This is a genomic window from Ideonella sp. (genome assembly GCF_035254525.1).
Lineage (GTDB): Bacteria > Pseudomonadota > Gammaproteobacteria > Burkholderiales > Burkholderiaceae_C > Ideonella.
Genome location: NZ_DATFAN010000054.1, coordinates 1 through 13,546, shown reverse-complemented (window position 1 = coordinate 13,546; position 13,546 = coordinate 1). Strand labels below are relative to the sequence as shown.

Below are 13,546 nucleotides of genomic sequence, written 5' to 3'. Positions count from 1 at the left end.
TCGATCACGCCGGCGGCGCGCAGCTTCGCGGGGTCGTCGGTCTTCAGCTCGTTCATCGCGGCGCAGGTGCGCTGGATGACGCGGCCGACGCCCGATTCTCCGACGAACATGTGGTGCGCTTCCTCCGTCAGCATGAACTTGGTCGTGCGCGCCAGCGGGTCGAAGCTGCTTTCGGCCAGTGCGCACAGCTGGAACTTGCCGTCGCGGTCGGTGAAGTAGGTGAACATGAAGAACGACAGCCAGTCGGGCGTCTCCTCGTTGAACGCCTGCAGGATGCGCGGGTTGTCCTGCTGGCCGCTGCGGCGCTGCAGCAGCGCTTCGCCTTCCTCGCGGCCGTCGCGGCCGAAGTACTTGTGCAGCAGGTAGACCATGGCCCACAGGTGGCGGCCTTCCTCCACGTTGACCTGGAACAGGTTGCGCAGGTCGTACTGGCTCGGGCAGGTCAGGCCCAGGTGGCGCTGCTGCTCCACCGACGCGGGTTCGGTGTCGCCCTGCGTCACGATGATGCGGCGCAGGTTGGCTCGGTACTCGCCGGGCACGTCCTGCCAGGCGCCTTCGCCCTTGTGGTCGCCGAAGTGGATCTTGCGGTCCTTCTCGGCCGGGTTCAGGAAGATGCCCCAGCGGTACTCGGGCATCTTGACGTAGCCGAACTGGGCCCAGCCCTGCGGATCGACGCTGATGGCCGTGCGCAGGTAGACGTCGAAGTTCTGCGAGCCGTCCGGGCCCATGTCGTTCCACCAGTCGAGGTAGTTCGGCTGCCACTGCTCGAGCGCGCGCTTGAGCGTGCGGTCCTCGGAGAGGTTGACGTTGTTGGGGATCTTCTCGCTGTAGTCGATGCTGCTCACGTTTGTCTCCTCAGACTCTGTTCCAGTCGAACTGGGCCTTGTCGCCCTTGCCGTAGACCTTCAGGGCACCCTTCTCGCCGACGGCGTTGGGGCGCTGGAAGATCCAGTTCTGCCACGCGGTCAGGCGGCCGAAGATGCGCGTGACCATGTTCTCGGGGCCGTTGAAGCGCAGGTTGGCTTCCATGCCGGTCAGCGCATCGGGGCTCATCGCCACGCGCTCCTCGATCGCGATGCGCGTCTCGTCGGCCCAGTCGATGTCGTCGGGGTTGCTGGTCACCAGGCCCAGCGCGAAGGCGGCGTCGCCGTCCAGCGGCTCGCCGGCCTTGGCGCGGATCGGCGCCAGCGCGCTGTCTTCGCCGTAGAAGCGGCGCTCGAGCCGGCTCTGGCCGGTGGCCATCGGGTACAGGCCGAAGTTGGCCTCGTCCACCGTCAGCTTTGGCGAACGCTCGGGTTCGTCGGGCAGCACCAGCATGTAGCTGCGGTCGCAGGCCAGCGCGAATTCGAGGAAGCTGCCGGCGAAGCACGAGCCCGGCTCGATCAGTGCGAACAGGCTGCGCGACGACACATCGAGCCGGCTGAAACAGCGGCGCAGCAGGCCGATCGTCTCGCGCACCAGCCAGTGGCTGCGGTGCGCGATCAGCGTCGTGTCCATCGCCAGCACGGCGGCGGCGTCGCCTTCGGTCTTGATCAGCCAGGTGCCGATCTCGAGCTCGTTGGTCCGCATCGAGAGGATCGCATCGTCCAGATCGCGGCCGAGGGCGAGCGGGTACCAGTCGGCGCCGGCGGCCTCGATGCCGTGGATGTCGCTCGGCAGCGGGCCGGTCGGCGCCTTGACGGTGAAGGTGGCGGTGCGCCTGGTGCGATCGATCTCGACGGTGACGTGCCGGTAGCGCAGCGCGTCCGGCTCGATCGTGCGCTGGATCGGCGTCAGCGACACGCTCTTGGCGTTCGCCGGCCGGTCGCTCTGGGCGGCCAGCTGCAGCGCGCGCTCCTGCACCTTGGCGGCGAACTGCGCGGGCTTGGCGATGTCGTCGACCAGGCGCCAGTCCTTGGCCTTCTGGCCGCGCACGCCTTCGGTGGTGGTGCAGAAGATGTCGGCCAGGTCATGGCGCACGCGGCGCTTGTCGGTCACGCGGGTCAGGCCGCCGGTGCCGGGCAGCACGCCCAGCAGCGGCACCTCGGGCAGGCTCACCGCGCTGGAGCGGTCGTCGACCAGGATGATCTCGTCGCAGGCCAGCGCCAGCTCGTAGCCGCCGCCGGCGCAGGCGCCGTTGACGGCGGCCAGGAACTTCAGCCCCGAGTGGGCCGAGGAGTCTTCGAAGCTGTTGCGCGTCTCGTTGGTGAACTTGCAGAAGTTCACCTTCCAGGCGTGGCTGGACACACCCAGCATGAAGATGTTGGCGCCCGAGCAGAACACCTTGTCCTTGGCGCTGGTGACGACCACCGTGCGAACCTCGGGGTGCTCGAAGCGGATGCGGTTGACGGCGTCGTGCAGCTCGATGTCGACGCCCAGGTCGTAGCTGTTCAGCTTCAGCTTGTAGCCGGGGCGCAGGCCGGCGTTCTCGTCGATGTCGCAGGCCAGCGTGGCGACCGGGCCTTCGAAGTGCAGCTTCCAGTGCCGGTAGCGCGACGGGTCGGTCTGGTAGTCGACGCGGGAAAGTTCGCTCGGGGTGCTCATGGTCGATCTCCTTGGCGGCGCGGCGGGCGGAGGTTTGCCACGCGATGAAAAGCATCATAGTGCATTCACTGGAAGGCATGCAAGCACTTTAGTGCATTTTCTTGCCGGTCGATCGGGTCGGTGTTCTAGGTCGACAGTTGAAGCGCCTCGCGCACGAGGCCGCGCAAGGCGAAGAAGGTAGCTTCCAGCGGCTGGGCGCTGGTGTCCAGCCTCAATTCGGCCTTGGAATAGAAGGCGGCGCGGCCGGCGAGGATGCGCTTCAGGTCCTCCATCGCCTCCTTGCTGGCCGCCATCGGCCGCAGGTCGCCCTGGGCGCTGACGCGCTTCATGTGGTCTTCGGCATCGGCCTGCAGCCAGACGGTGGTGCAGTGGGCCAGCAGCAGGTTGAAGGTGGCCGCATCCGAGACCAGCCCGCCGGGCGTCGCGATGACCGCCTCGGGGTAGATCTGGATCGCCTCTTCCAGCGCGCGGCGCTCGTAGCGGCGGTAGGCGTTCATGCCGTAGAGGGCCTGGATCTCCGAGATGCTGCAGCCGGCGAACTTCTCGATCTCGCGGCTCAACTCGACGAAGGGGAAGCCCAGATCGTCGGCCAGCATCTGGCCGAGGGTCGACTTGCCGGCGCCGCGCAGGCCCACCAGCGCGATGCGCGAGCTGCGCTGCCGGTTGCCGCCGCCGGTGCCCAACAATTCGCCGATCGCCACCCGCACGCGGTGCAGGCTGGCTTCGTCGCGGTGCTCGAGCAGCTCGCGGATCATCAGCCACTCGGGCGACGAGGTCGTCACGTCGCCGATCAGCTCGGCCAGCGAGCATTGCAGCGCCCCGGCGACCTGCAGCAGCACGAGGATCGAGGCGTTGCCGGTGCCGTATTCGAGGTTGGCCAGGTGGCGCTCGGAGACATCGGCCGCCGCCGCCACGGCCTTGCGCGTCATGCCGCGGCGTGCGCGAAGCCCTCGCACCCGATCGCCCAGGGCGACGAGGAACGGGTTCTTGTCTTCGCCCCCGTTGTGGCCGTTGCCGTTGGCGGGGGCGCCGTTCGCCGCGCCAGCCGCGTCCAGCTCATCGTCCGGTTCCGGTGAACGGGGATGCAATATAGTGCTTGACATGGTGGTTCGGTGGACCTAGAGTTCAGCACGCACAATAGTTCATCCGCCCAGCCGGTGCAAGCCGCAAGCGCAAGGAACGGCAAGAAGCCGCCGGGCGATGGCGCCCGGCCTGGGAGTCGAAAGGAGACGCACATGTCACCCACCGAATTCCGCGAGCTCATGGCGAAGACGACCGCCCGCATCGCCGGCCGGCCGCTGGATGCCGCGCTGGACGCCTGGCTCAACGCCGAGTGCGGCCCCACGAGCGAGACCTACCTGGCCTTGAAGGCAGCCTGCGAGGCCGGCGTGGCCGCCGGGTGGTTGTGCGATCGCGAAGGCGGCGGCATCCGCTATGGCCGCATCTTCAAGCCGGCCGAGGACCTGCACGGCTTCTCGGTCGATGTCGTGGACATGAACGACATCGCCGGCCCCCACCACAGCCACCCGAACGGCGAGATCGACCTGATCATGCCCATCGAGGGCGAGGCGCGGTTCGACGGCCGCCCGGCCGGCTGGTGCGTCTACCCGCCCGGCAGCGCCCACCGGCCCACCGTGCGCCAGGGCCGGGCGCTGGTCCTGTATCTCCTGCCGGAAGGCCGGATCGACTTCACCCGTTGAGCGGCGCACGAACGCTGCCTGCGCTCCCACTTCGTCCCCATCGGAGGACATTGCCATGACCACTGCCGCCCCCGGCTCCCGCTTCAACTTCGCCCAGCACCTGATCGAGCGAAACGCCGCGCGCGCGGCGAAGGCCGCGTATGTCGACGATGCCGGCACGCTCAGCTACGGGGCGCTCGCCGAGCGCATCCGGCGCCTGGCGGCCGGCCTGCAGGCCCTCGGCGTGCGGCGCGAAGAGCGCGTGCTGCTGCTGATGCACGACTGCAGCGACTGGCCGGTCAGCTTTCTGGGCGCGCTGTATGCCGGCATCGTGCCGGTCGCGGTGAACACGCTGCTGACGGCCGACGACTACGCCTACATGCTGCAGCACAGCCGTTCGCAGGCGGTGCTGGTCTCGGCGGCGCTGCTGCCCACGCTGCGTGCCGCGCTGGACAAGGCCGCGGCCGAGGGCGGCCATGAAGTCAGGGCGCTGGTCGTCTCGCGGCCGGCCGGCGAGCTGCCGGCCGGTGCGCTGGCCTTCGACAGCCTGCTCGAGCAGAACGCGCCGCTCGCGGCCCCGGCCACCACCGGCCCCGACGACCCCGGCTTCTGGCTGTATTCGTCGGGCTCCACCGGCCGGCCCAAGGGCACGCTGCACACCCAGGCCAACCCGTACTGGACGGCCGAGCTCTACGGCACGCCGGTGCTGGGCCTGACCGAGCGCGACGTGTGCTTCTCGGCCGCCAAGCTGTTCTTCGCCTACGGGCTGGGCAACGCGCTGACCTTCCCCTTGAGCGTCGGCGCGACGACGGTGCTGATGGCCGAGCGGCCGACGCCGGACGCCACCTTCAAGCGCTGGCGCGGCGAGGTCGGCGGGGTCAGGCCCACCGTCTTCTTCGGCGCACCGACCGGGTTCGCCGGCATGCTGGCCTCGCCGAACCTGCCGGCGCGCGACGCGGTCACGCTGCGCTTGTGCTCGTCGGCCGGGGAGGCGCTGCCGGCCGACCTCGGCGAACGCTTCACCGCCCATTTCGGCTGCGAGATCGTCGACGGCATCGGCTCGACCGAGATGCTGCACATCTACCTCAGCAACCGCCCCGGCCGCGTGCGCTACGGCACGACCGGCTGGCCGGTGCCAGGCTACGACATCGAGCTGCGCGGCGACGACGGCCACGTCGTGCCCGACGGCGAGACGGGCGACCTCTACATCCGCGGCCCCAGCGCTGCATTGATGTACTGGGGCAACCGCGAGAAATCGCGCGAGACCTTCCAGGGCGCGTGGACCAAGAGCGGCGACAAGTACGTGAAGAACGCCGATGGCACCTACACCTACGCCGGCCGCAGCGACGATATGCTCAAGGTCAGCGGCATCTACGTCTCGCCCTTCGAAGTCGAATCGACGCTGGTGCAGCACCCGGCGGTGCTCGAGGCGGCGGTCATCGGGGTGCCCGACGACGAAGGCCTGACGCGCGCCAAGGCCTTCGTCGTGCTGAAGCCCGGCCAGGCCGCGACCGACGACGAGCTCAAGGCCTTCGTGAAGGAGCGCCTCGCGCCCTACAAGTACCCGCGCCAGATCGAATTTCTCGCCGAGCTGCCGAAGACGGCGACCGGCAAGATCCAGCGCTTCCGACTGCGCGAGCGCGAACAGAAAGCATGACGATCGAGTTCGCCGACATCGATTGGGCGGGCCGCGCGGTTCGCATCGAGCACCAGTGGCTCGGCCGCGAGCGCACCGGCCAGCCGCTGGTGGTCTTCCTGCACGAGGGCCTCGGCTCGGTCGCGACGTGGCGCGATTTCCCGGCGCGCCTGGTCGATGCGCTCGGCTGGCGCGGCCTCGTGTATTCGCGCCCCGGCTACGGCCGCTCGACGCCGCGTGCCGCCGAAGAGGCCTGGGGCCTGGACTTCATGCACCGCCAGGCCGAGCAGGTATTGCCGGCGCTGCTGACGGCACTCGGTGTAGACGCCGGGCGTGAGCCGCCCTGGCTGCTCGGCCACAGCGACGGCGGCTCGATCACGCTGCTGCACGCGGCGGCCTTCCCCGGCCATGTGGCTGGCGCCATCGTGCTGGCGCCGCACATCCTGGTCGAGGACCGGTCGGTCGCGAGCATCGCGAAGGCGCGCGACGCGTACCTCGGCACGGACCTGCGCGCGCGGCTGGCCAGGTACCACGACGACCCGGATTCGGCCTTCTGGGGCTGGAACGACATCTGGCTGCACCCGCCGTTCCGCCAGTGGACGATCGAGCGCGAGCTCGCGGCCATCACCTGCCCGCTGCTCGCCGTGCAGGGCCTGGACGACGAGTACGGCACGCTCGCGCAGATCCGCGGCATCGCCGAGCGCGTGCCTGGAACCGAACTGCTCGAGCTGCCCGACTGCGGCCACTCGCCGCACCGCGACCAGCCTGAACGCCTGATCAACGCCGTCTGCGCGTTCGTTCAGCGCCGGCGTTAGCTTTCGCTCGGCCGCGGGCGGGCGGCAATTTGTCACGGCCGCTGTGGTGCTGGCCCGCCATTCGTGCGGGTTTGCCCGCAGCAGTGCTCACATGCCGTGACCATCGTTGAAGCTTTTGTGATGGGCAAGCGCGCGGCGTGCACGGACACTGCGGGCTCGGACTGTCAGAGGTCCCCTTCCTTAATGTTTCTCCCCTTCCGAATCTGGAGCGATTGACGATGAACAAGACGAGCTTCCCGGTGTCGCGCCTGGCCGCGAGCCTGGGCCTGGCGTTCGCGCTGTTGGGCACCGCTTACGCCGCCGACACGACCCGCGTGATCGTGTCCTTCAAGCCGGGCACCGCTGCCGCGAAGCTGGCCCGTGCGGCCATCGCGAAGGCCGGCGGCCAGATCAAGCTGGACATCGATGGCGAAAACGTCGCCGTCGTGCTGCCCAAGGCGGCCGTCGCCGCGCTGGCCAAGCACAGCGCGATCTCGCTGATCGAGGAAGATGCCAAGCGCTATCCGCTGTCGCTGACCACCCCGTCGGCCCCCCCGTATGAACTCGGACAGCTGGTGCCCTACGGCATCAAGATGGTCCAGGCCGACCAGCTGCCCTCGCTCGATGCCAATGCCGGCAACCGCAAGATCTGCATCATCGATTCGGGCTACGACATCACCCACGAAGACCTGCAACACGGCGCCAACGTGACCGGCAACGACGACATCGGCGGCGCGGGCCTGTGGACGGTCGACGGCACCCACCACGGCACGCACGTGGCAGGCACGATCTCGGCGGTCAACCAGGCCGGCGTCGGCGTGGTCGGCGTGCTGCCGAACTCGAAGATCAAGCTGCACATCGTCAAGGTCTTCGGCGACAACGGCACCTGGGCCTACTCGTCGACCCTGTCGGCCGCGGCCAAGAAGTGCCAGGCCGCGGGCGCCAACGTGATCAGCATGTCGCTCGGCGGCCCGGTCCCGAACTCCACCGAGAAGAACACCTTCACCAAGCTGCAGACCGCCGGCATCCTGTCGATCGCCGCGGCCGGCAACGGCGCCAACACGCAGACCTCGTACCCGGCCGGTTATGCACCGGTGATGTCGGTCGCCGCGCTGGATGAGAACAAGGCCTGGGCCACCTTCTCGCAGCGCAACAAGGACGTCGAAATCGCCGCTCCGGGCGTCGGCGTGCTGTCGACCGTGCCGATGGGCGCCGGCTCGGAGCCGTCGCTGACCGTCGGCGCCACCGTCTACGCCCCGGGCGCGATGGATGGCTCGCCCGCCATCAGCGCCTCGGCCCCGCTGGCCAACTTCGGCCTCGGTGACGCGATCGACACCTCGGTGGCCGGCAAGGTCTGCCTGATCCAGCGCGGCAACATCGCCTTCTCCGACAAGGTGCTGAACTGCCAGAACTCGGGCGGCGTGGGCGCCGTGGTCTACAACAACGTCGCCGGCGGCTTCGCCGGCACGCTGGGCGGCGTGGCGACGACCATCCCGTCGGTCACCGCCTCCGACACCGAGGGCGCCGCGATGCTGGGCCAGCTGGGCCAGACCGCGACCGTGGCCGTCACCGCCACCAACTACGCCTTCTTCGACGGCACCTCGATGGCCACGCCGCACGTGTCGGCCGTCGCCGCCCTGGTGTGGAGCTACTTCCCGAGCTGCACGGGCGAGCAGATCCGCCAGTCGCTGAACAAGTCGGCGCTGGACCTGGGTGTGGCCGGCAAGGACGTCAGGTTCGGCTACGGCCTCGTGCAGGCCAAGGCTGCCTACGACCGCATCGGTTCGCTGGGCTGCGGCAACTGATCGCGCGTCGAGCGCGCCATGAAACGGGGCCTTCGGGCCCCGTTTTCATTCACGCGCTGCGCCCACCGCGCAGGTTGTGGCTCGTCAATGTGGCCGGCCCCCCCGGCGGCTAAGGTCGGCGCCATGTTCGACATTTGAAAGCCTCGCCGTGAACGCCATCGTCAAGCCAGCTCCGCCTGCGTCGTATGCCAGCTTGAACGAGGCGGCCTCGGCCCGCGTCGAGCGGGTCCGCCAGATCGCCCGCGAAGTGGCTGGCCCGGCCGCCGAGTCCGTCGACCGCGATTCACGTTTCCCGCACGAGGCCATCGACGCATTGAAGGCCGAGCGCCTGCTGGCGGCCCATGTCCCGGAACACCTTGGCGGCTTGGGCGCCGCCATCGTCGAGCTCGGGCAGATGTGCGAGGCGCTGGGCCAGCGCTGCGCCTCGGCCGCCATGGTGTTCGCCATGCACCAGGTACAGGTGGCCTGCCTGGTGCGCCACGGCAGCACGCCGTTCTTCCAGAGCTACCTGGACGAGATGCTGTGCGATCAGCGCCTGATCGCTTCGGTGACCAGCGAAGCCGGCGTCGGAGGCTCGGTGCGCACCAGCATCTGCCCGATCGAGACCCTGGCCGATGGCAGCTGCCATGTGCGCAAGGAAGGCACGGTGGTGTCGTATGGCGATGCGGCGGATGATTTCCTGATCACCGTGCGACGCAATGCCGAATCGGTGGCGGGCGACCAGGCCATGGTGCTGGCACGCAAGCCGCAATGCGAGATGCAACTCGTGGGCACCTGGGACGCGATGGGCATGCGGGGCACCTGCAGCCCGGGATACGTCATCAGCGCCCGCTTCGGGCCGGAGCAGATCGTGCCCGCGCCGTTTGCCGACATCAACGCCCACACCATGGTGCCGTGGGCGCACATCCTGTGGAGCTCGGCCTGGCTGGGCATTGCCACCGACGCGGTGGCCCGGGCACGCACGTTCGTGCGCGACACCGGACGCAAGCTGGGCAGCACACCGCCGACCGCCACCCGATTGAGCGACGTGTCCACCCAGCTGCAGCTGATGAGGGTGCACGTGCACGAATGGGCGCGCCGCTATGACACCATCACCGCGGCGCCCGATGGCGGCGCGCAGGAGTTGTCGTCGGTGGCATCCGCCGTGCAGTTGAACCACCTGAAGCTCGCCAGTTCCGAACTGGTGGCAGACATCTGCACCCAGGCGCTTCGCATCACCGGCACCACCGGCTACCGGAACGACTCACCCTACAGCATTGCCCGCCACCTGCGTGATGCGCATTCTGCGGCGCTGATGATCGGCAATGAGCGAATTCACGCCGCCAATGGTGCACTGCACATGGTGTACCGAGACGACGCGCTGTGATGATATTCGCCGGCCAGCGGCCGTTACAGTGAAGACACACTCCAGCGGATTCAAGTCGGGCGAGAGGCGTCCGATAAGTCTTCTCACAAGCGAACAACCGACAGGGAGCTGATCGGGACGCGCCGCGGCTCGCGGCGTCGTCGAACTGGAGCGCTTGTGAGCACCCTGAAGATTTCCACGCGGCTGGCCGCGCTGATCGGCCTTTTCGCCGCATTGCTGGTTGCTGCCGGGTCACTTGGCTTGTACGCCGCCAGCCGCGCCAACGACTCGCTGCAGACGGTCTACGCCGACCGCACGGTCTGCCTCGGCCAGCTTGGCGAGGTGGAGCGGCGCATGTTGACCAACCAGCTTACGCTGTTCGGGGCCGCGAGTGCCACCGCCTCGCCCGAAGCGGTCGCCCGGCATGTCGCCGTCGTCGAAGAGAACATCGCGGCGATCAGCCAGGTCTGGCAGAGCTACTCCGCCACCTACCTGACGCCCCGTGAGGCGGAGTTGGCAAAGACCTTTGCCGACCAGCGTGGCGTCTTCGCCGAGAAGGGCTTGCGGCCCGCGCTGCAGGCGCTGAAGGCCGGTGACCAGGAGGGCGCGCGGCGCCTGATCACCGAGCAGGTCGGCCCCTTGTTCGGGGCGCCGGCTGCCACGCTGCACGCGCTGGTGCAATTGCAGATCGACGTCGCCAGGCAGGAGAACGACGCCGCGGTTGCGCGCTACGCGACGATCCGCACGCTCGCGATCGCTTCGATCGTGCTGGGCGTGCTGGCCGGCTCGCTGCTCGGCGCCATGATGGCGCGTGGCATCGTGCGGCAGCTCGGTGGTGAGCCGCACGAAGTGCTTGCCGTCACGCGTGCGATCGCCGCCGGCGACCTGAGCACCGAGGTGCGCGCGCCCGCCAACGCGCCGTCGAGCGTCGTTGCCGGCATGGCCGAGATGCAGCAATCGCTGCGCGAGATCGTGCGCACCGTGCGCGCCAGCAGCGACTCGATCGCGACCGGGTCGGCCCAGATCGCCACCGGCAACGCCGACCTCAGCCAGCGCACCGAGGAGCAGGCATCGAACCTCCAGCAGACCGCCGCGTCGATGGAGCAGCTCAGCGCCACCGTCAAGCACAACGCCGACACGGCACGCGAGGCATCGCAGATGGCGGCGTCGGCGAGCGGCGTGGCGAGCAAGGGCAAGGAGGTGGTCGCCGAGGTCGTCAGGACGATGGACGAGATCTCGCAGAGCTCACGGCAGATCGGCGACATCATCGGTGTGATCGACGGCATCGCGTTCCAGACGAACATCCTGGCGCTCAACGCGGCCGTCGAGGCAGCGCGTGCCGGCGAGCAGGGCCGGGGCTTCGCGGTCGTCGCCGCCGAGGTGCGAAGCCTGGCCCAGCGTTCCGCGCAGTCGGCGCGAGAGATCAAGCAGCTCATCGGCGCCAGCGTGGAGCGCGTCAGCACGGGCGCCAGCCTGGTCTCCGATGCCGGCAAGACAATGGACGAGATCGTCGGCCAGGTCCGCCGTGTCAGCCAATTGATCGCCGAGATCAGCGCGGCCGGTAGCGAGCAGACCACCGGCATCGGCCAGGTCAGCGACGCGGTGCTCCAGCTCGATCAGGTGACGCAGCAGAACGCCGCGCTCGTCGAGGAGAGCGCGGCGGCCTCGGAGAGCCTGAAGCAGCAGGCGCACAAGCTCGTCGAGGCGGTTGCCGTGTTCAGGGTCGCGTAGGCCGCCCCGGTTCGCCGCGGGCCGTCAGTCCCGCGGCGCCATTACCATCAGGCCCGAGGCGGTGTTCGAGATCGGGATGTGGTAGTTCTGGTGCACCCGCCGGACCTCGTCGCCCAGGGCCCCGCGCGTGGCCAGCCACATCAGCAGCTCCACGCCTTGCGTGCCGGTCTTCTCGACCAGCTCGTGGATGCTGAACTGGGTCGCCCAGCGCGGATCGTGGACCAGGCTTTCCATGAACTGCAGGTCGAAATCCTTGTTGATGAAGCCGGCGCGCTGGCCGTCGAGCTGGTGGCTCAAGCCGCCGGTGCCGAGCACGAGAACGCGCTGGTCGTTCTTCCACGAGCGCACCGCGCGGCCGATCGCCTCGCCGAGCGCGTAGCAACGTTTGGCGCTGGGCAGCGGGAACTGCACCGTGTTGATGCACACCGGCACCACCTTCACGGGCCACACCTGTGTGGGCCACAGCAGCGCCATCGGCAGCGTGAACGCATGGTCGACCACCATCTCCTGGCAGGTCGTGAGGTCGAAGTCGTCGCCGATCAGCGAGTCGATCAGGTGCCACGACAGATCCTGCTCGCCGGTGAAGGGCGGCACCTGCGGGATGCCCCAACCCTCGTCGGCATTGCGGTACTCGGCCGCCGCGCCGACCGCGAAGGTGGGCATCTTGTCGAGGAAGAAGTTCAGGCCGTGGTCGTTGTAGACCACGACGACGACGTCGGGCTTGGCTTCGGCTTCGAGCCAGCGGTGCACCGGCGCGAAGCCGTCGAAAAAGGGCTTCCAATACGGGTCGGACTGGAGGTTCTTCGCGATCGCGCGGCCGATGGCCGGCACATGGGAGGTGGTGATGCCACCGACGAGGGTTGCCATGCGGGTCTCCTTAATTGGCGTAGGCCTGCAACTTGGCCTTGAACTCGTCCTTGGTCATGCCGGTCTGCAGCGCGCCCAGGTCCTGCACGTCCAGCCCCAGGATGCCGGCGAACTTGGCGAGGTAATAGACGTTGCCGCCCGCGGCGATGAGCCCCAGCACGTCGCGCTCGTGGATGACCCGCTTCTGCTCGTCGCTCAGACCGTAGCGCTCGCAGTAGGCGTCCTCGTCCTCGAGGAATTCGGCGCGGTTCTCGGCCGAGTTGAACGAGTAGCACATCTTGTTCAGGGCATAGCCCTTGCGGGCTTGCGTGCCGTCGAACAAGGTGGTGCCGGGGATGTCGGGGGTGCACATGGCGCGTCTCCTGGCCGGTCGGGCTTGCGTTGGATCAAGCGGGCTTGTCGTGGCCCGTCCTTGACAGTGTCGCGATGGCCCTGGCGCCGATAAAGCCATCCATACTCATTCGATCCATGAACGAGATCGATGGATTGGGGCTGGATGGCCACCTGCTGCAACTGCTCGTGGCCGTCTACGACGAGGGCTCGATCACGCGCGCCGCGCAACGCCTGGGCGTGACGCAGTCGGCCGTCAGCCATGGGCTGGATCGGCTGCGTGCGCTCGTCGGCGACCCGCTGTTCGTCAAGAGTGGCCGCGGCATCGTGGCGACCGCGCAGGCCGGGCCTTTGGCCGAGCGCGCGCGGCACCTGATCGAGGAGATGCGCGCCTTCACGACCGCCGCCGGCTTCGACCCGGCGCGGCTGAAGCGCTGCATCACCATCGCCGCCAACGACCTGCAGCGCGACCTGCTGCTGCCAGCGTGGCTTCGGCGCGTGCGCGCCCAGGCGCCGGGCGTGAGCTTGCGGGTCATCCCCTCCGGCGCGCCGGAACCCGCGCTGCTGCGCGACGACGACTGCCAGCTGGTGATCACGCCGCGGCCGCCCGAGGGCAGCGACATCGTGCAGAAACGCCTGTTCGAGGACTGCTACGGCGTGTTCTTCGACCCGGCTTGCCGCTCGGCGCCGCCGAACGAGGCCGAGTACCTCGCGGCCGAGCACGTGACGGTGCTGTACGAACCTCGGCGCGCGCTGGAGATCGACCGCTGGTTCAGCGAGCGCGGCGTTGCCCGCCGCATCGTCGCCACGGTGCCGGGCTTCGCCGGCATCGCCGG

The 13,546-nt window shown here is 68.8% G+C and carries 12 protein-coding genes; 7 read left to right on the top strand and 5 right to left on the bottom strand.

Translation table 11 applies throughout. From position 1 onward, the window contains the following. The 3 genes from boxB to VJ693_RS05070 form a co-directional block, all read right to left on the bottom strand. On the bottom strand, nucleotides 1–845 hold an 845-nt coding region (gene boxB, locus VJ693_RS05080), incomplete at its 3' end, for a benzoyl-CoA 2,3-epoxidase subunit BoxB (RefSeq protein ID WP_324152403.1). A 10-nt stretch (nucleotides 846–855) separates the two neighbouring features. Beyond that, complete coding sequence (gene boxC, locus VJ693_RS05075; RefSeq protein WP_324152401.1) at nucleotides 856–2,523, bottom strand: 2,3-epoxybenzoyl-CoA dihydrolase; 1,668 nt, start codon at nucleotides 2,521–2,523, stop codon at nucleotides 856–858. Nucleotides 2,524–2,648: 125 nt separating this feature from the next. Further along, entirely contained in the window at nucleotides 2,649–3,626 is a 978-nt protein-coding gene (locus VJ693_RS05070; protein ID WP_324152399.1) for a helix-turn-helix transcriptional regulator, read from the bottom strand. Between the two features lie 132 nt (nucleotides 3,627–3,758). On the opposite strand from VJ693_RS05070, the gene VJ693_RS05065 reads away from it, so the two are divergent. The 6 genes from VJ693_RS05065 (at nucleotide 3,759) to VJ693_RS05040 (ending at nucleotide 11,513) form a co-directional block, all read left to right on the top strand. Beyond that, the gene (locus VJ693_RS05065; protein WP_324152398.1) at nucleotides 3,759–4,223 is read left to right on the top strand and encodes a DUF4863 family protein; all 465 of its coding nucleotides are present in this window, start codon (nucleotides 3,759–3,761) and stop codon (nucleotides 4,221–4,223) included. Nucleotides 4,224–4,278: 55 nt separating this feature from the next. Next, the gene (locus VJ693_RS05060; RefSeq protein ID WP_324152397.1) at nucleotides 4,279–5,859 is read left to right on the top strand and encodes a benzoate-CoA ligase family protein; all 1,581 of its coding nucleotides are present in this window, start codon (nucleotides 4,279–4,281) and stop codon (nucleotides 5,857–5,859) included. Continuing rightward, nucleotides 5,856–6,653: an alpha/beta hydrolase gene (locus VJ693_RS05055; protein ID WP_324152395.1), complete on the top strand. Its 798-nt coding sequence runs from the start codon at nucleotides 5,856–5,858 to the stop codon at nucleotides 6,651–6,653. The genes VJ693_RS05060 and VJ693_RS05055 overlap by 4 nt, the downstream gene beginning before the upstream one ends. A gap of 218 nt (nucleotides 6,654–6,871) precedes the next feature. After that, on the top strand, nucleotides 6,872–8,437 hold the full coding sequence (locus VJ693_RS05050) for a S8 family serine peptidase (protein ID WP_324152394.1): 1,566 nt from the start codon (nucleotides 6,872–6,874) through the stop codon (nucleotides 8,435–8,437). Between the two features lie 148 nt (nucleotides 8,438–8,585). Further along, complete coding sequence (locus VJ693_RS05045; RefSeq protein WP_324152392.1) at nucleotides 8,586–9,803, top strand: acyl-CoA dehydrogenase family protein; 1,218 nt, start codon at nucleotides 8,586–8,588, stop codon at nucleotides 9,801–9,803. 156 nt (nucleotides 9,804–9,959) lie between these two features. After that, the gene (locus VJ693_RS05040; protein ID WP_324152390.1) at nucleotides 9,960–11,513 is read left to right on the top strand and encodes a methyl-accepting chemotaxis protein; all 1,554 of its coding nucleotides are present in this window, start codon (nucleotides 9,960–9,962) and stop codon (nucleotides 11,511–11,513) included. A gap of 24 nt (nucleotides 11,514–11,537) precedes the next feature. Here the strand turns inward: VJ693_RS05040 and VJ693_RS05035 are convergent, their stop codons facing one another. Both VJ693_RS05035 and VJ693_RS05030 read right to left on the bottom strand, forming a co-directional pair. After that, a complete protein-coding gene (locus VJ693_RS05035) occupies nucleotides 11,538–12,380 on the bottom strand; it encodes a class III extradiol dioxygenase family protein (RefSeq protein ID WP_324152389.1) in 843 nt (280 codons plus the stop codon). Between the two features lie 10 nt (nucleotides 12,381–12,390). Continuing rightward, nucleotides 12,391–12,732, bottom strand: coding sequence for a protocatechuate 4,5-dioxygenase subunit alpha (locus VJ693_RS05030; RefSeq protein ID WP_324152387.1), 342 nt, complete (start codon nucleotides 12,730–12,732; stop codon nucleotides 12,391–12,393). 116 nt (nucleotides 12,733–12,848) lie between these two features. On the opposite strand from VJ693_RS05030, the gene VJ693_RS05025 reads away from it, so the two are divergent. After that, the coding region (locus tag VJ693_RS05025; RefSeq protein ID WP_324152386.1) for a LysR family transcriptional regulator at nucleotides 12,849–13,546 on the top strand (698 nt) is incomplete at its 3' end.